This is a genomic window from Candidatus Minimicrobia sp. QA0096 (genome assembly GCF_963967315.1).
Classification (GTDB): Bacteria; Patescibacteriota; Saccharimonadia; order Saccharimonadales; family Saccharimonadaceae; genus Nanosynbacter.
The window spans coordinates 672554-689351 of sequence record NZ_OZ017288.1 but is presented as its reverse complement, the minus strand read 5'-3'; the positions used below and the strand labels follow the sequence as shown (position 1 = coordinate 689351).

20 protein-coding genes are annotated in these 16798 nt (G+C 43.0%); 5 read left to right on the top strand and 15 right to left on the bottom strand.

What is annotated here, in order from left to right; all coding sequences use genetic code 11:
* From AACH20_RS03690 to frr, 8 genes are all read right to left on the bottom strand, one after another.
* The coding region (locus tag AACH20_RS03690; protein ID WP_338504271.1) for an amino acid--tRNA ligase-related protein at positions 1-1095 on the bottom strand (1095 nt) is incomplete at its 3' end.
* 46 nt (positions 1096-1141) lie between these two features.
* Positions 1142-1597: a transcription elongation factor GreA gene (gene greA, locus AACH20_RS03685; protein WP_376787507.1), complete on the bottom strand. Its 456-nt coding sequence runs from the start codon at positions 1595-1597 to the stop codon at positions 1142-1144.
* Between the two features lie 132 nt (positions 1598-1729).
* Complete coding sequence (locus tag AACH20_RS03680) at positions 1730-2971, bottom strand: aminoacyl--tRNA ligase-related protein (protein WP_338504269.1); 1242 nt, start codon at positions 2969-2971, stop codon at positions 1730-1732.
* A gap of 18 nt (positions 2972-2989) precedes the next feature.
* A complete protein-coding gene (locus tag AACH20_RS03675; protein WP_338504267.1) occupies positions 2990-3796 on the bottom strand; it encodes a CPBP family intramembrane glutamic endopeptidase in 807 nt (268 codons plus the stop codon).
* Positions 3777-4937, bottom strand: coding sequence for a M50 family metallopeptidase (locus AACH20_RS03670; protein WP_338504265.1), 1161 nt, complete (start codon positions 4935-4937; stop codon positions 3777-3779). The genes AACH20_RS03675 and AACH20_RS03670 overlap by 20 nt, the downstream gene beginning before the upstream one ends.
* Positions 4934-5629 carry a polyprenyl diphosphate synthase gene (gene uppS / locus AACH20_RS03665; RefSeq protein WP_338504262.1) on the bottom strand — a complete coding sequence of 232 codons (696 nt, stop codon included), beginning with the start codon at positions 5627-5629 and terminating at the stop codon, positions 4934-4936. The genes AACH20_RS03670 and uppS overlap by 4 nt, the downstream gene beginning before the upstream one ends.
* The gene (locus AACH20_RS03660; RefSeq protein ID WP_338504260.1) at positions 5622-6041 is read right to left on the bottom strand and encodes a hypothetical protein; all 420 of its coding nucleotides are present in this window, start codon (positions 6039-6041) and stop codon (positions 5622-5624) included. Before AACH20_RS03660 ends, uppS begins: the two co-directional genes overlap by 8 nt.
* On the bottom strand, positions 6041-6595 hold the full coding sequence (frr, locus tag AACH20_RS03655; RefSeq protein ID WP_338504257.1) for a ribosome recycling factor: 555 nt from the start codon (positions 6593-6595) through the stop codon (positions 6041-6043). The genes AACH20_RS03660 and frr overlap by 1 nt, the downstream gene beginning before the upstream one ends.
* 90 nt (positions 6596-6685) lie before the next feature.
* On the opposite strand from frr, the gene recF reads away from it, so the two are divergent.
* Entirely contained in the window at positions 6686-7738 is a 1053-nt protein-coding gene (gene recF / locus AACH20_RS03650; RefSeq protein ID WP_338504255.1) for a DNA replication/repair protein RecF, read from the top strand.
* A gap of 57 nt (positions 7739-7795) precedes the next feature.
* On the opposite strand, the gene tsf is transcribed toward recF, so the two are convergent.
* The 3 genes from tsf to AACH20_RS03635 all read right to left on the bottom strand — a co-directional run bounded on the left by tsf (position 7796) and on the right by AACH20_RS03635 (position 10218).
* A complete protein-coding gene (tsf, locus tag AACH20_RS03645) occupies positions 7796-8392 on the bottom strand; it encodes a translation elongation factor Ts (RefSeq protein WP_338504253.1) in 597 nt (198 codons plus the stop codon).
* Between the two features lies 1 nt (position 8393).
* A complete protein-coding gene (gene rpsB, locus AACH20_RS03640) occupies positions 8394-9122 on the bottom strand; it encodes a 30S ribosomal protein S2 (RefSeq protein ID WP_165000018.1) in 729 nt (242 codons plus the stop codon).
* 109 nt (positions 9123-9231) lie between these two features.
* Entirely contained in the window at positions 9232-10218 is a 987-nt protein-coding gene (locus tag AACH20_RS03635) for a hypothetical protein (protein WP_338504247.1), read from the bottom strand.
* 91 nt (positions 10219-10309) lie between these two features.
* Here AACH20_RS03635 and AACH20_RS03630 point away from each other — a divergent pair, with 91 nt between their 5' ends.
* Entirely contained in the window at positions 10310-10654 is a 345-nt protein-coding gene (locus AACH20_RS03630; protein WP_129636941.1) for a type B 50S ribosomal protein L31, read from the top strand.
* Positions 10655-10714: 60 nt separating this feature from the next.
* Here the strand turns inward: AACH20_RS03630 and AACH20_RS03625 are convergent, their stop codons facing one another.
* Entirely contained in the window at positions 10715-11314 is a 600-nt protein-coding gene (locus AACH20_RS03625; protein ID WP_338504244.1) for a hypothetical protein, read from the bottom strand.
* A gap of 61 nt (positions 11315-11375) precedes the next feature.
* On the opposite strand from AACH20_RS03625, the gene prfA reads away from it, so the two are divergent.
* Complete coding sequence (prfA, locus tag AACH20_RS03620; RefSeq protein WP_338504242.1) at positions 11376-12446, top strand: peptide chain release factor 1; 1071 nt, start codon at positions 11376-11378, stop codon at positions 12444-12446.
* On the opposite strand, the gene AACH20_RS03615 is transcribed toward prfA, so the two are convergent.
* Entirely contained in the window at positions 12436-12765 is a 330-nt protein-coding gene (locus tag AACH20_RS03615; RefSeq protein ID WP_243826373.1) for a hypothetical protein, read from the bottom strand. The two genes, prfA and AACH20_RS03615, sit on opposite strands and share 11 nt — an antisense overlap.
* A 130-nt stretch (positions 12766-12895) precedes the next feature.
* Between AACH20_RS03615 and prmC the strand changes: the two genes are divergently transcribed.
* The gene (gene prmC, locus AACH20_RS03610; RefSeq protein ID WP_338504236.1) at positions 12896-13723 is read left to right on the top strand and encodes a peptide chain release factor N(5)-glutamine methyltransferase; all 828 of its coding nucleotides are present in this window, start codon (positions 12896-12898) and stop codon (positions 13721-13723) included.
* Here prmC and AACH20_RS03605 read toward each other — a convergent pair.
* A complete protein-coding gene (locus AACH20_RS03605; protein ID WP_338504234.1) occupies positions 13720-14484 on the bottom strand; it encodes a hypothetical protein in 765 nt (254 codons plus the stop codon). The two genes, prmC and AACH20_RS03605, sit on opposite strands and share 4 nt — an antisense overlap.
* Before the next feature lie 21 nt (positions 14485-14505).
* Positions 14506-16149, bottom strand: a complete 1644-nt coding sequence (locus AACH20_RS03600) for an LCP family protein (protein WP_338504232.1) — start codon at positions 16147-16149, stop codon at positions 14506-14508.
* Positions 16150-16190: 41 nt separating this feature from the next.
* Here AACH20_RS03600 and lepB point away from each other — a divergent pair, with 41 nt between their 5' ends.
* Positions 16191-16796 (top strand): signal peptidase I, encoded by a 606-nt coding sequence (gene lepB / locus AACH20_RS03595; protein ID WP_338504230.1) that lies wholly within the window; start codon positions 16191-16193, stop codon positions 16794-16796.
* Positions 16797-16798: the final 2 nt, after the last annotated feature.

Sequence of the window (16798 nt, the reverse complement as noted above, 5' to 3'; positions counted from 1 at the left end):
ACGAATATTCTTCCATAATTTATCAATACTGCGCGGAATAGAGTCAGTTTTTTCAACTTCCAAATTATACTCTTTCAGTTTAGCGGCAACTTCTTCAATCGTCGTGTTATAAACATCGATTCCGTAATGCTTGCGAATAACCTCAGCATAATCCCAAACTTCCCACTCGCCACTCATATCGACGTTGAACTTGCCCAATTGGAATTGCAGGGTACCAAAAGTCTTCTGAAGCACATCTTTATACATCGACTCCATGAAACGCATTCCCTGTTTCCAGTTCCAGTAAGCCGCATACCACTCCATGGCAATATGTTCTGGCAGATGCTCGTCCGAATAATTTTCATTGCGAAAACGAGGACCGAGGTCGTAAACTTTCTCAAATCCAGCGCCAATTAATCGCTTTAATGGTAATTCGTGGCTAATTCGCAAATAAAACTGCTGATCGCCCAGCGCATCCATATGCGTCACAAATGGGTTCGCGTCCGCACCGCCAGTTGTATGCTCCAAAACAGGAACATTAATCTCAATGAATCCATGACTATTCAAATAATCTCGCGTTGCCTGCCAAAACTTACTTCGGCGAATGAACCGCTCGCGAACTTCGGGATTGACGTTCATATCAACATAACGTCGGCGCAAGCGCTCTTCCTTATTCTCTAATTTTTCTGGCATTGGCCTCAACGATTTAGTCAACAATCTAAGTTCGCGTACACCAACGGATTTTTCGCCCGTTTGCGTCGTAGTCATTACGCCCTTCGCCTCGATAAAATCGCCCGTGTCCAGCAATTTAAGCTGCTTCATTCCAAGCACACCGCGCGCAGCATCTAATTCCGCCACGTCATCACGCTGTAAGTAAAGTTGCACATCACCAGATTGATCACGCAACTTAATAAATGCCAATTTACCAAAACTGCGAATAGATGCCACACGACCCGCAACAACAACTTCCTTACCAGCTAGCTCATCGTATTTAGATAAAACCTCAGCACAAGTGTGAGTTCGTTCTGATTTTGCTGGATATGGTTCAACGCCTAATTGACGTAATGTTTCCAGTTTTCGTAGTCGTTCATTGCGATAATCTTGAAGTGTGGCCATAACAGAGATAATTATAGCACATTATACGCGGTAAATCCCGCCAGACTTAAGATATCGACTTAATAATGTAAGTAATTTCGGCTTTTGGAGTTTTAATTGTAACTTCATCGCCGATTTTCTTACCAATCAATTCTTTACCAATTGGCGACTGATCTGAGATTCGTCCAGCCAATGGATCGGCCTCAACTGGACCGACAACCGTATAAGTCACAGTTTTCTCTGGACATTGCAATTCAACTGTACTACCCAAACCAACACTTGAGCTGCCGCTGGATTTAATAATTTCGGCGTTCTGCAGAATATCTTCAATTTCCAAAATTCGCGTTTCCACCAAGCCTTGCTCTTCGCGTGCAGCGTCATATTCCGCGTTTTCACTCAAATCGCCAAAGTCTCGCGCTGCCGCAATTTTTTCAGCAATTTCACCACGTCGGCCTTTCAACTCTGCCAATTCTTTTTCTAAATCAGCTTTACCAGATTCTGTAATTTGATAAGTTTTTTTCATAAAAATCTCCTCCTCTACTGTATGTAGTGGTATTAGCCCTACGATCTACACTAAATATAGTGTTTTTAGTTAGTCTTGATTAAGTCTATCTGAGTATATCAATCGCTATTTATTATGTCAACATAATCAGCCCTACCGACTAAGGCAAAAATCCATCAATTGTTGATAATCCATTTTTCGCGTTTCGCCAGTTGCTCGTTCCGTCAATTCAAACAAGCCATCACCGTCAATCGCTCGATCGCCAATCGTTATCCGCCACGGCAAACCCATGAGCTCAGCATCAGCAAATTTCACGCCTGGACGCTCATCACGATCATCAAGCAGCGCATCGACGCCGCTATTAGCTAGCTCGTCATAAAACTTGCCCGCCAATTCCTGTCCTTTTTCACCAATTGCAACAATATGAACCTTAAACGGCGCAACATTTTCTGGCCAGACCAAACCTTTATCATCAGCGAACTTCTCAACAATCACGCCCATAACTCGCGTAATTCCAATGCCATAACTTCCCATATAAGCGTATTGTTCTTTACCTTCGGCGTCAGTAAATACCAACTTCATTTCTTCGGATTTCTGCGTTCCGAAATTAAAGATATTGCCAACTTCGGCAGTTTTCACCTTTTCCAACTCACTACGATCAACGCCGAGTTCCTCAATTGCCTCGTCCAAAATTTCTTCATTAACAGCGATATTTTTACCACGATGCAAATAAATATAATCCTCACCAGCCTCGCAAATCGTCTGAAATTCATGACTAAACTTCGTGAAAGCGCCACCAGAAGCAAATGTTACATACGTTTCATCGCCAATTCCAAATCGGTCATAACAACGCTTATACGCCTCAATAACTGAATTGTAGTAACTATCTAGACTCTCCTTGCTATCGTGAATCGAATACATATCCTTCATCACAAATTCACGACCACGCATAATTCCACTCTTAGCGCGAAGTTCGTTTCGCAATTTGTTCTGGAATTGATAAACGCTAATTGGCAAATCTTTGTAGCTCTTTAAGTAATTACGAAGAAGATCAACAATCGGCTCCTCGTGCGTCCAACCAAAGCCAATGTCCGTGCCGTCTTGCAACTTAGATTTAAACCAAACGTCGACCAATTCATCACTCCAGCGACCAGTTTCTTCCCACAATTCCTTTCGCTGCAAAGTACTCATCACCAATTCCTGGCTATTAACCTTGTCCATTTCCTCACGAACAATTTGCTTGATATTCTCAAGAACTCTCAAACCCAACGGTAAAAACGAATACACACCCGCCATCGTTTTATGTACGTAGCCAGCACGAATCAAAAGCTGAGCATTTCGCGCAACCTCGCCAGCTGGCGCCTGCTTCAAAGTTCTAGTAAAAAGTTGTGTCATTCGCATATCTTTTCTCCTTTACATAAATATAAATGGCAATAACGATTCTGTCTGATTAATTGCGCCCGTATTGATAAACAAGAAATAAAAAGCTATTCCGTTTTTCATCATATGCATCATAATAGGCACCCAAATTGCGCCAGTATATTCCCTAGTTGCGCACATCACCAAGCTTAAAGTAAGTGTATCAACTGCCACCGCCCATTGCAATGGCGAATCCGGACCAACCCAAAGATGTGCCGCGCCAAACGCTATGCTTGTTACGATAATTGATGACCAAATCGAGAAAGAATTGCGCAACTTGCCGTAAAGATATCCGCGATACAAAAGTTCCTCAACAATCGGCGCCAGCACCACCAGCACAACAAACGCCATGATAAATTGCCAATGAGTCGCCAGCATACTCTGACTGAACGGCATGACCTGCTTTTGCTGCATATCCACCGAGAAAACACCACTGGCGATGCTCATCGCGACCATTGTTAGTAAAAAGTAAGCCACAAAAGCAAACGGAGAAATAAATATTTCCAAAAATGTTGGCCAGTCATTCACGCCCAAATTGCCCAAAGTTGTTCGGCGCTTCTTAACCAAAAACGGCACAGAAATCACGACAATTAGCGACAAAATATATACGACAACCGAAAGCACCGTGTTAAAAATAACTGGATTCACAGAATTGAGCGGTACACCAGTTTTTATCAAAGCGCTGACCGCCAATGAAGCAACAACTTCCACCGCCAAAAATACGCCATAAACCCAAGCTGGGAGCGCCAAAATCAGCCACCATTTGCGGTTTTTTAATTTCTTAGAAGAGTTTTCCAACATCACTGATCGTCACCAAAATTGTTAAGATTAATAGAATTAGCATACCGGTTGCCTGAATATTTTCCTCGCGCTCTTTCGTTAAATCTTTCTTAAATAAGCGGAAAATTGTCATCGTGAACCAGCGACCGCCGTCAAGCGCTGGAATTGGTAAAATGTTCATCACCGCCAGCGTCAGTGAAATTAACGCCGCTACGAAAATGATTTGCTCAATTCCAGAACTGACAACTGACGGGAATAATACACCCAGTATGCCAATTGGTCCTGCTACACTCTGCCCAACAGATGCCAAATCCGCACGAGCCGATTCCTTTGATTCGTTAGACCCAAATATTTGTCCAACTAATCCATGAGCCGTCTTCGCCAACAATACGCCAACACCCTTCAGAGTCTCATATGATAATTGCCCAGTGGTCGCCACGCCCACTATGGGAGCTGACCACGTGCTATACATTTTCTCCGTCTGTCCCGGAATAACACCCAAATATCCACTTCCCTTCGCGGACTTTTCATCATTCAACTGGACGTCAACAGATGACTCTTTGCCGTCACGCCTATATTCAACCCTGACTTTCTTGCCAGAACTTTGCTTAGTTATAATTGGCAATTTTTCCGCCTCCGTAAGCGGCTGACCATTTATCTTAATAAGTTCGTCATTAACCTTAAGTCCAATTTTATCCGCTGGAGAATTCGGGGTGATTTTCACTATCGCTACTGGCGAACGCCTAACCTCTGTATCAAACGGCAATTGAACTTGGTTCGACAGGATTTTCGGCATGCCAATTATCGCAAGAATTGTGAACAAAACAATCGCAGTTATCCAGTTCATCACGACGCCAGCCAGCAAGATTTTCGTCTTCACCCAAAACGTCGAACCGCCATATGTGCCCTCGCCTTTTGCAGAATCGTATTCACCTTTCAACCTAACAAATCCACCAAGCGGCAGCCAATTCAGACTAAACGTTACGTTTTCACCCAAGAAACTTCGCTTTACTTTCCATTTTTTTGCGGCAGGCGGAAATCCAACTCCAAATTCCTCAACCTTGACGCCGTTTCTCTTGGCGACAATAGCATGACCTAATTCATGCAAAACCACCAATAAAATGAGAACAAATAGCCCTAAAAGTACTCCCCAAATAATCATTTTCCAAACCGCCTATTCCGATTAGCATATTCCTCTAAAATCACCGACACGTCTTCCACCGTCATGTCTGGCCAATTTTTCTCAACAAACATCAACTCACTGTACGCCGATCGCCACAACATAAAGTTACTGAGCCGCTGTTCGCTAGAAGTTCTGACAATCAAATCACACGGCGGCACCTCTGGCGCATATATATTTTGAGCAATCAACTCGGGCGTAATTTCCTCAGCAGAAACTCCAGATTGAACAATTTTTTTAACCGCATCAGCAATTTCCAAATGTCCGCCATAGTTCAAGCATAAGACCAGTTCTCCATTTTTCAGATCGGCGGTCTTTTTCTCAGCCTCGTCAATCGCTTTGATCAATTGATCCGACAAGCCTTCCCTGGACCCAACAACCCTCAAGCGAACCTCGTTTTCAATAAATATCGGAAGATCAGCCTTCAGTATGTTCAATAGTAATTTCATCAAATGTCGGACCTCTTCCTCTGACCGCTTCCAGTTTTCCGTACTAAAAACGTAAGCACTCGCATATTTCACACCTCGATGAAGAACCTCCAATGCCACGTCTTTTAGCGCGTTATAGCCCGCCAGATGTCCTTCGTATGTCGGCAAGCCATGCTGTTTTGCCCACCGCCGATTTCCATCAACAATAAACCCGATGTGCCTCGGCAAATTAGCATCTTCACTCATTATTCGCCCTCCATTCATCAATTAGCTCAACATCTCGTACGTCTTTTTCACGTCCACGCCAGCTCTTCCATTTGCGCAGAAATTCCAAATCAACAAACCTCACGCCATCATATTTCACCGCATAATCAAGCAAATCATCATAACTAACAGCCTGCCCATCAAACTCCCAGCCGTCCCAGACTTCAGCCGAACCGTCATCTTTTACAAAATAAAAACGCTGATTGTCATCAAACTTTTTAAGCCAATCACCACTTTCCTCAGAGAGCTTTTTCATCAAATCAGAACTCGCCGCAAGATCAATATCACTAGCTGGACGAATCCCCAATTGATCCAAAATCCCGCTACCAATAACAATAATTTGATCCAACGGCAAATTCAACGCCTTCACTTTATCGGCAAAAGTTTCGCTCATTAAACAGTCAAGACGTCCTTTTCTTTCGCCTTAAACGCCTCGTCAATTTGCGTTTGCATCTTACTCATTAAGCCGTCAATTTCTTTCTCTACACGCTTCAAATCGTCTTCGCTCAGCTCTTTATTGTCCTTCATTCGCTTAGCGTCCTTAAGGGCATCCTGACGAATATTTCGCATCGCAATTCGAGCCTCCTCAACCTTCTCGCTGACCTGTTTCACCAGTTGGTGGCGGCGCTCTTCGGTCAAAGCTGGAACTGGAACGCGAACCACTCGCCCATCGTCAGACGGATTAAAACCTAGACTTTGATTGTCGCGAATTGCAGAAGAAATTGCTGTAATATTACTCGGGTCAAATGGCGTAACTAACAACATTTGTGCCTCTGGAGCGGTTACGTTTGCAACCTGATTAAGCGGCATTTTCGTGCCGTAAGCCTCAACCATAATTCCATCAAGCATTCCAGCGTGCGCCCTGCCCGTTCGCACCTTCTTCAATTCATCTTGAAAAAAGCTAAACGCTGCATTCATTTTTTCTTCATAAGGGTTTGTGTCGAACATATTTCCTCCAATTTATCTATCCGTTATTATATCAAACTTCGGGCGTCTTGTCTGCTAATTTTGCCTTACGCCCCGTGCTATAATAACAGAGTGATTTCTAAGATTAAGCTATACAATTTCCGGTCTTATCATCTGCACGAAGCGGCTTTTAGTAATTCTGGGACGGTAATTGTTGGGCCAAACGGCACAGGAAAAACAAATCTGCTTGAAGCGGTTTACGTAGCTCTACGCGGCAGTAGTTTTCGAGGTAGCCTTAGCGATTGTATGACGCTGAATGCTCCGCAAACAATTATTCACCTGGAGGGCGATTTCGGCGAGCGACGTATTAAGCTTGATTCAATTTCCGGAAAAATCAACAAAGAATTCATCATCAATGACAATAAATCAAAGGCTTTAACCAGGAAAAATCGTCTGCCTGTCGTTTTGTTTGAGCCAAGCGAACTAAGATTAATTTCCTCCTCACCGTCCCGACGACGCGACTTTCTGGATGGCTTAATTGCCCGACTTGACCCCAAATACGACACGGATTTAAGAGCTTTCAATCGCACTCTTTTACAGCGCAACGAACTCTTAAAATCCCACCAAGAAGACTCATCAATTTGGCGTGACAATCTGTTTGCTTGGGACATAAAATTTGTCCAATACGCGACCAACATTGCCCAAAAACGAGCCAAATTTCTCCAGATAAACGAGCCCCGCATAAAAAATTTATACGAATCTTTGGCGGGAAAAGACACACAATTATCCATCGAATATGGAGCTATTGTACCTCTGGAAAATTACGACCAAGCCCTACTTAATCGCTTAGGAAAATCCCGCGAATATGAAATAGTCACAGGATTTACTTCGGCTGGCCCACACCGTGAAGATTTCACAATTTTCCTCCATGATCAGCCCGCTATTAAAGTTGCTTCACGTGGCGAAATGCGCACAATTATGCTGGCGTTCAAATTATTAGAGCTTGAAATGCAGACAGAAATTAGTCAATCTCGACCGCTAATTCTACTGGATGACGTTTTCTCGGAGCTAGACGCCACTCGCGAAAAACTCCTCCAAGAAACCATCCAAAATCACCAATTTATCGTCACCACGACAGATGCGCGCCACCAAAAAGACGGCTGCTCAATAATTTCCACACAATAAAAATCGGCCGCATTATTACAGCCGATTTCTTTCCAGAGCAATTTTCTAAACTAGGAATTATTCGCTTACACCCAGCTCGATTCGCTTGAACTGACGAATAACAATATTCTCGCCCAATTTAGCAATTGCTTCCTTAATGTGTTGCTCAACAGTCTTAGAATCGTCCAAGATGTAAGCCTGGCTCATAAGAACCTGCTCAGCAAAATGCTTCTTCAATTGACCTTCAACGATCTTTTCGCGCATTTCTTCAGGCTTGCTTGCCAAAGATTCGCTCGCCATAAGCTCAGCTTTAACGCGCTCCATTTCCTCTGCTGGAATGTCAGCTTCAGAAACATACTTTGGGCTCATCGCTGCAATCTGCATAGCAATTTCGTGCGCCAACGTCTTAAAGTCGTCAAGTCGAGCCACGAAGTCGGTTTCGCAGTTCACCTCAACGATAACGCCGATTCGGCCAGAGTGAACATAACTTTCGATCAAACCTTCACGGGCTTCACGATCACCCTTCTTTTCAGCTTTCGTCAAGCCTTTTTTGCGCATAGCTTCCAAAGCTTTATCGAAATCGCCCTCAGCTTCAACCAAAGCTTTTTTAGCGTCAGTCAAGCCTACGCCGGTCAATTCGCGCAATTTTTTAATATCGTCAACAGAAACGCCCATCCTATTTCTCCTCTTTTTTAGCTGGTTTTTCTTCAACCTTTACGCTACCTGCACCTTCAGCAACAGCTGCGGTGAAGTAATCTAATAGCAATTGAATACCCTTAACGGCGTCGTCATTACCTGGAATTACGTAATCAATTCCCGTTGGGTTAACGTTGGTGTCAACAATTGCAAATACTGGAACGCCCAAAGTTTGAGCCTCGCGAACTGCATTTGCGTCGGTCAATGCGTCAACTACAACAACAGCGCCTGGCTTGCCCATCAAATCCTTGATGCCGCCATATTTCATATTCAAGCTGTCGATTTCCTCTTGGAAACGCTGCACCTCAAGCTTATTGTAACGCTTTTCCAAATCACCTGAAGCCATTCGCTTTTCAAGATTCTTCAGCTTCTTAATTTGCTGAGCAATAGTTGAACCGTTAGTCAACATACCACCAATCCAGCGCTCAACTACGTATGGCTGGTTGATCTTTTCAGCTGCTTCACGAACAACGTCTTTAGCTTGTTTTTTAGTACCAACAAACAAAACCTTGCGGCCTGATGCAGCAATCTTTGTCAATTCCGGCAAAGCCTTATCCAAAGCTTCAACGGTCTTAGTCAAGTCAATAATGTGACTATCCTGACGCTTACTGTGAATATATGGCGCCATCTTTGGGTGCCAGCGGCTGGTTTTGTGTCCAAAATGAACACCTGACTCCAGCAAAGCCTTAATGTCTACCTTTACAGACATTCTCTTCTCCTTTTGCCTCATCCGCCCACGATTTGGAGTGTGAAACGGATTGTGTCATTAAAATTAGTTACTTGGCAATTATACCAAATAGTCAATAAATCTGCAAATATTACTCTTTCTCTAACAATTGTCTAAATCGCGACAAACCGTCAAAATTCTCACCATTTCGATACGGCCGTACTATATTTGCCAATGCAGGCAGACTTAGCTCATCAATTCCCTCTCCTTTGAGAATTCCTCTTTCGATAGCACAGTACGCTATACCATCAACTTCATAGCCAAATGTGTTATCGGTCGAAGAATGTATGCCTGTCACTCTACTCATACCCCCAGCATCAGGACTATTCTTGAGTCTGTAGCAAGCCTCTACAGAATATGTCGCTCCTCCATACTGAGAGTACGCACTTATGCCGTTATCAAGATAATCTCCACTAGCCGCCATAACCAAAACACTTGCCTCATGGCCCTCAGGATCATTATCCACTTCAAATCCTGCAATTCGCTCCTTTACCTGATCACCACTAACAATCCAATCATCAAGAAATAAAATCTTAGAACTCTTGCCAATCTCACCCCTACCGCCATACACTTTCAGTCTACCTTCATATTCTTCGAATTCATCGTCTGGAAATTTAGACAAGACCAGACTTAAAATATACTGACTACTTTTCATCTCGTTTTTAGCACGATACTGACTTAGCGAATTTCCTACGTCAATATAAACTGGCTTATTATCAACCTCCAAATGATACCTCAGCCTTTTTGCTAACGCGTTTGCTGCGAAATTTAGTTCCGGCACGCCCAAAAACGCCAATTCATCTATTAATTCTTTAGCGCAATCCTCCATATAATCAGGTAAATAATGCTTTATCATCTCTATAAATTGCACAAAATCATTTATCGCTTCGTATTCAGTCGTTTTACATCGACTTTCCATAAATGAAGGATCGCTCGTTTCCGTGCCCAGATAATTATCCGCTTTTACATAGACCATAAGATTATCTCGACTAGCGTCTTGAGCCTGCGATAATAACTTTGGCGGCGCCACTGGACTTAACTCACTCAAAGCATCAGGATTAGTCGGTAACTCAATCATATCTATATTATGTCATAATTTCGCCAAAATAGCAAAGTTAAGGTTACGGACTTTTGACATTTTCCGATAAATTATGTACAATTGAACAGTTATGAAAAGCAGTATTCACCCACAGAACTATCGCCCTGTCGTATTTAGCGACGAACAAGCGGGCTTCGCGTTCTTGACTCAGTCAACAGCGCAAACAACCGAAACCATCAAATGGGAAGACGGCAACGAATATCCATTGGTTAAGGTTCACATTTCATCAGCTTCACACCCATTCTTTACTGGTGAGGAAAAGATTATCGACACCGAAGGTCGTGTTGATCGCTTTAAGGCTCGTCAAGCAGCCGCTGAAGCTCGTAAAGCAGCTTTGGCAAACAAAGCAAAAAAAGCTAACGCTAAAAAAGCAGCTAAAACTGATTCTCCAAAATCAGATAAAAAGACTAAATAATCTGACAAATTAGTCCGACAATCCAAAAACCGCTCAATCACTGGGCGGTTTTATTTTACGTTAGTTCAATCTGACAATACTTATCTCGCGACATAATATTTCACGGTCTCCCCGCATTTTTGCAGCACATAAGCGGTGAGCACCATCCCCTTGTAAAGCTAAAAATACTCCGCCATCAGAATCCACAACAACATCTACACTGCGTATTGGAGGGCTAGTTTTCGGATTCATTCCTGCGTATTGTCTAATAATATCGCGGCTGCTTTTCCCACCTTTCGATTCCGACACTCGCCCTTCTCGCCAATCTTTAATCATCGGTGCAGCCACAAATAACTCAACCGGCAACGGAATGTCAGATCCCGGAATCGCTCTCATGTCAGGCCACCCACCCTCATATATGGATATTTTCGTTTCACTGACAATATTATCTTTAATTAATTCATTTAAATCGCGTAGTGGAACAGGCTTCGCTATTGGATGAGCGTCAATCTTAGACAAACTCTTCACAATCAAATCAACTCTCGGATCGTTTGCTGGTATAGCTTCTGGAAGATTTCCAATACATCGCATCAGTTCAGATGGCTCTCCAACATCGCGAAACGCCGACTTATCAGCATTTTCGTAAACCAAGTTATGCGAATTGTCCTCGTATTCTCTCATCACGGTCTATATAATATAATACAAGGAAACATTTGTCAATGTATGATATAATTCTATAGATATGGCGAAGATTTCTTTAGATATGAATTCTCTGAAAAGTGAGCGAGCTGATTTGAGCAATTTTCTGGCGCAACCTGACGCCTATAGCTCACCTGATTTTACCACAAAAAATAAACGATTTTCAGAACTGGAAACACTTATATCAAAGGGTGAAGAACGAGAAAACTTAGAAAAAAACTTAGCAGAAGCCAAAGAATTAGCAAACGAGGGTGGAGAGCTGGCTGCTTTAGCGAAGCTTGAAATCACTGAAATTGAAACCCGATTAGCTGAACTGGAAGAAGAATTATTCATCTTACTCACACCCAAAGATCCTAATGACGAGAAAAATATCATCATGGAAATCCGCGCTGGGGCTGGCGGCGATGAGGCCTCCCTATTCGCGGCGGAACTGTACCGCATGTATTTACGCTGGTGTGAGTCTAATGGCTATAAAATAGAGCTAATTAACGAATCAGCCAATGATTCTGGTGGCTATAAAGAAGTAATTTTCATGATCAAAGGCGATGCACCGTATGCTAAATTGAAGTTCGAAGGTGGCGTTCACCGAGTCCAGCGCATACCAGTAACCGAAAGCCAAGGCCGCGTCCATACTTCAACCGTAACAGTAGCAGTTTTACCAGAAGCAGAAGAGGCTGACATTGAAATAAATCCGAACGATTTGCGCGTTGACATTTACCGCTCCAGCGGACACGGCGGACAGAGCGTGAATACCACAGACTCAGCAGTGCGAATCACCCACTTGCCGACTGGAATGATCGTCACAAACCAAGACGAAAAATCGCAAATTAAAAACCGCGAAAAAGCCATGAGCGTGCTTCGTTCGCGATTGTTGCAGATGAAAATTGACGAGGAAAACGCCAAATTAAGCGCCGAGCGACGCTCGTTGGTCGGAACTGGCGACCGCTCGGAAAAAATCCGAACCTACAACTTCCCGCAAGACCGAATCACCGACCACCGCATTCACTACAGCCGCAGCAATATCCCCGCTGCAATGAACGGGGATATCGATGATTTGATTGAAAATCTACAGAGATATGAGCGTGAGCTGAAAGCTCAGAATGCTAATCATTAAAGAGGTCTGGATTCCTAAATTCTAAATCAAGCGCAGCCTCACTCCACTTATCACGGTCGTCAAGACTTAAAGATTCGTCGCTAGCGCGCCGTTTATATTTTCCGTACAAACTCTTAATTGCCGCTTCATCAGCTGCCTTCTGCTCCTCGGGGGTCATCTCTCGACGCTCTTCCTCTCGTTGATTCAACAACACATCAGTATCACTCTCTACTGTTACAACTGGAGTCTCTTTAGTCCTATTCCATCCATAATCAGCCCCTGTTTCAAGACCTATTCCCATAACCACGTTAGCGATAGGAAGCTCATACTTTTTTGTCATATTATCTAATATAATCCTTTTCTTCTGCTTAATAATATATCTGTACAATACTATCTTTTTCTTTATTTGTCAATATCGTCTATCTTCCCTCGCTTTTTACATTCCATAGATATATGTTATAATTAGCAACATGATTATCTCTGAATGGCTAAAAATTGCCACAAAATCCTTAAAAACGGCAAACATCCCGTCCGCCAGATTAGACGCTGAATTGATATTAGCCAACACTTTACGAAAAAACCGCACTTACCTACACGCTCACCTAGACGAAGAAATTGACCCCAGAAGATTTGACATCGCAAATGCCAGATTAGACCTAAGATTAGACCGCGTACCGATCGCCTACATTCTGGGCTATAAAGAATTTTACGGCCGTAGATTTACCGTATCTCCTTCCGTTTTAATTCCCCGCCCTGAATCCGAAGATCTGATTTCATTGTTCTTAGAACTGACCGCCAGCGAAATTGCCGAAAAAGTTTTAATTGACGTTGGCGCAGGATCTGGCTGTCTGGGAATTACTGCCAAATTAGAGAGGAGTAACTTGTCGGTAATTTTATCCGATATCAGCAAACCAGCCTTAAATATTGCAGAAAAAAATGCGAATGCCTTAAATGCGGACGTCCATATTCAACAGCAATCATTACTTAATGGCCAACTCAAACCAGTCGACTATATCTTTGCCAATTTGCCTTACGTTGACAAAAATTGGGACGTATCTCCAGAACTTCAATACGAACCAGAAATTGCGCTTTTCGCCGAAGACGAAGGATTGAAATTGATATTGCAATTGATCTCACAAGCACCAAAATGCCTTACTCCAGATGGATTATTATTCATAGAGGCAGATCCTCAGCAGCACAATAGAATAATTGACGAAGCTACAAAAAAAGGCTTCATAAAAGAAAGAATCTTAAATTACATTTTAGTTTTAAGATTTGTGGGTGCTCAGCAGTATTAAATTACTACAGAATTTAAGAACACTAGCATCGCTAAGATAATTCCGATAGTAAGAATCACCGGAGCGGATATGTCTGAAAATCGGATAGCTTTGTGTTTGTTGTAAGATTGGTAAGCTTTACTGGCGACGAGCGAGAATAGCAATAGGATTATTGTAACCTGTGAAACGCCGCCAAATAATGACTTTCCATAGCTATAAGTCCAATAATACGACAGCCAACCCAGCTCAGCAAAGACAAGTCCCCAGATTGCCGAAAGTAAAACCGTTTGTTCTTCGTCATAACTGTGTAGGAAATGACGCGCAGAACTATAGCCGATCAAGAACATCAGAATAACAACCACAGAAACTGGCCACTCGTATGACACCACCATAAGCGCAGTTACACCGACGAAAATAGCGATCAACGACTGCATGGCAACCTGCCAGCGCTTAGACATCGGCTTAATCACAACCAGCCAAATTGCATATAGTATTGCCAATGTTACGCGGAAATAAAACACTGACGTAGGTAGATACATCAGACCAACAACACCAATTCCGACCGTTAAGTCAACCAAGTTAGCCTGAATGTTTGCCCACCAAAAACGCGGACGAACGGCAATTATGCGCCATTTGCTCAGCACAACAAGCGCTAACGCCGGAAATGGAGTCTGAAACGCTTGAGCAATGACAAGCAATGCAGCTGCCAAGCCAATATTTAAGACATAGTAAACCAATTCGCTCCAAAACGTTCTTCGCTTAACAGTTTTCAGTAACTCCATAACTTACTCTATTATACCAAATTATGAGCCAGTTCCCACAACAACGATAAATTGCGCGTCAACATTCAAATTATACTTCGAGGAATCTGATGAAACCGAGCCGTACAACTCCTTAAATTTATCTTTTGTGGCGGTTTTTTCTTTACCAGCTGGCAATTGATAAACTTGAGTCTTCCCTAGCTTTTCATTACCTGGAGCATTGCCAACATGAACAACTTTCATTCCTAATTCCGTCAATTTGTCCGCTTCTTTCTGTGCTGCACCAGCCACGCCGGAACCATTCAAGACAGCAACTGTGGCTTTTTCCTTAGATAACGGCGTTGCGTAAATCTCAGATTTTATATAAGCGCGAATGTCGTTATAATCATACAATCCCGCAGCCGGCTGGACTATGCTTGCGCCACCTACCGTGCCAGTAGTCATAAGTACGTTGTTTTCATCCACAAAACTCAGTCTATGAATATCAGATTCTTTTATCTCTGAACCAAGGTTCATAATTGTACGGATTTCTTTCGTGTCAATGTTTGTGCGCAAGTTTTTGCCCATGGCATCCATAAGAGACGTCACCTTACCAAAGTCAGTCAGTGTTCCTGTGGAAGTAGCTTTGTTTTTCAGCGCCATAAGCACCAATTGCTGGTTTTTCTCTCGGTCAAAGTTAGATTGTTCCAATCCGTAAGTTGGTGCCACCAAACCACGCGCTCGAGAGAACCACATCGCTTTTTCGCCGTCCATTTCGTGCTTGCCGTTAGTCAATTGCATATAGTGACCCGTTGGGCATCGTTCGCGACGTTGCTGATAATTCAATTCCTTCGCTCGGCACATCCAGTCCATACTTGGATCAAGAATTCCTCGTGGATCACGACTCTGCACATCAACGGTAACTCCGCCGACCGCATTGACAGCATCGCGAATTACCGCGGTATTAATATGCGCCACGTATTGAATATCCATACCGAATATATCGCCGATGAATTTCTTAGTTTTATCCATTCGTTCGGCTTCTGCCTGTGCGCTATCTCCACTATTTACACAACCAAAATACTCATTGATTTTACCAGCGTAGCCAGAATTACACGCCATGCCAAATTTTACATACAAGTCACGCGGAATGCTAAACATATACGCATCCTTCTTTGTCTGATTGACGCTAAGAATCATCATTGAGTCAGTCAATGTCGCACCTGGATGGTCCGGATCGTCATCTGTTGTACCTAAAATCAGCACATTACTTCTGCCATAAGCATCCTCTTTCAGCTTCTGCTGCGAAAATAGTCCTAAGATTCCACCGTTATGGAATACTGAGTTCATTGTATGCCAAAGCTTCAACAACAGCCAACCAGCTGCAATTGCAATAATAATTCCGATAATCGCAAGAACAATCCTGGTAATTAACTTTTTCTTACGCTTCTGCTTACGCTCCTGCCGAGGAGAAGGCTGGGTGTTTTCATCAATCGCCGCCAACGATTCGCTAATATTCTGCTTTAATTTATTAGCAGAAGTTGGTTGCTGAATATTTCTTGTCGCATTATTCGACACTTGCGGACTATCTTCGTTACTACGAGAATGCCCGAGCGTAGTCGTTTTTTTGCTAGTAATTTCCCCCAACGAAGTTCGCTGTGGTCGCTTGGCGACAAATCCGTCCATCGACTGTTTGCGTGGTTTCATATCTATTGATTATAACACACAAAACGCTTATAATTGAAACAATGGACGCTACTTTTATGGATCGTCATCCAAAATTACAAGATGGCCTGGGAATGGTCATTTTCGTTGTTGGCGTAGTGATTGGTACACTTTTATTGAACACTTTTGTATTTCAAACTTTCAATGTTGAAGGCGCCAGTATGGAAACAACTATGTACACTGGTGATCGCCTGATCGTCAATCGATTGCCCGTCACTAGCTCAAAATTGCAAAATAAAAATTATATTCCAAATCGTGGGCAAATAATTGTATTTAAGAATCCTAATTTCAATTCTTCGACAGGTAAAGATGAGTATATCGTCAAGCGAGTCATTGCCTTTGCCGGCGAACGAGTTACCGTAAAAAACGGCAACGTAACCGTTTACAATACAGAAAATCCCGACGGATTCAACCCTGATACTTTAGTCAATAAAAATGAGCCAGGACAGCCTACTTCTGGAGATGTCGATACGACCGTACCAGAAGGCACAATATTCGTTATGGGCGATCACCGCCAAGGAAGTTATTCTTGCGACTCTCGAAACTGCATGGGACCGATCCCCCTTTATGACATCGTTGGGCCAGTTAGCCTACGAATATTTCCTTTCAATAAAATTCGCTCGTTCTAACA

Coding starts and splice junctions, on each gene's coding strand:
- rpsB (WP_165000018.1), bottom strand. CDS start 9,122: ATGTCTGTAAAGGTAGACATTAAGGCTTTGCTGGAGTCAGGTGTTCAT.
- frr (WP_338504257.1), bottom strand. CDS start 6,595: ATGTTCGACACAAACCCTTATGAAGAAAAAATGAATGCAGCGTTTAGC.
- AACH20_RS03615 (WP_243826373.1), bottom strand. CDS start 12,765: ATGACAAAAAAGTATGAGCTTCCTATCGCTAACGTGGTTATGGGAATA.
- lepB (WP_338504230.1), top strand. CDS start 16,191: ATGGACGCTACTTTTATGGATCGTCATCCAAAATTACAAGATGGCCTG.
- tsf (WP_338504253.1), bottom strand. CDS start 8,392: ATGGGCGTTTCTGTTGACGATATTAAAAAATTGCGCGAATTGACCGGC.
- prmC (WP_338504236.1), top strand. CDS start 12,896: ATGATTATCTCTGAATGGCTAAAAATTGCCACAAAATCCTTAAAAACG.
- AACH20_RS03605 (WP_338504234.1), bottom strand. CDS start 14,484: ATGGAGTTACTGAAAACTGTTAAGCGAAGAACGTTTTGGAGCGAATTG.
- greA (WP_376787507.1), bottom strand. CDS start 1,597: ATGAAAAAAACTTATCAAATTACAGAATCTGGTAAAGCTGATTTAGAA.
- AACH20_RS03675 (WP_338504267.1), bottom strand. CDS start 3,796: ATGTTGGAAAACTCTTCTAAGAAATTAAAAAACCGCAAATGGTGGCTG.
- AACH20_RS03630 (WP_129636941.1), top strand. CDS start 10,310: ATGAAAAGCAGTATTCACCCACAGAACTATCGCCCTGTCGTATTTAGC.
- prfA (WP_338504242.1), top strand. CDS start 11,376: ATGGCGAAGATTTCTTTAGATATGAATTCTCTGAAAAGTGAGCGAGCT.
- AACH20_RS03600 (WP_338504232.1), bottom strand. CDS start 16,149: ATGAAACCACGCAAACAGTCGATGGACGGATTTGTCGCCAAGCGACCA.
- uppS (WP_338504262.1), bottom strand. CDS start 5,629: ATGAGTGAAGATGCTAATTTGCCGAGGCACATCGGGTTTATTGTTGAT.
- AACH20_RS03670 (WP_338504265.1), bottom strand. CDS start 4,937: ATGATTATTTGGGGAGTACTTTTAGGGCTATTTGTTCTCATTTTATTG.
- AACH20_RS03680 (WP_338504269.1), bottom strand. CDS start 2,971: ATGACACAACTTTTTACTAGAACTTTGAAGCAGGCGCCAGCTGGCGAG.
- AACH20_RS03660 (WP_338504260.1), bottom strand. CDS start 6,041: ATGAGCGAAACTTTTGCCGATAAAGTGAAGGCGTTGAATTTGCCGTTG.
- AACH20_RS03635 (WP_338504247.1), bottom strand. CDS start 10,218: ATGATTGAGTTACCGACTAATCCTGATGCTTTGAGTGAGTTAAGTCCA.
- AACH20_RS03625 (WP_338504244.1), bottom strand. CDS start 11,314: ATGAGAGAATACGAGGACAATTCGCATAACTTGGTTTACGAAAATGCT.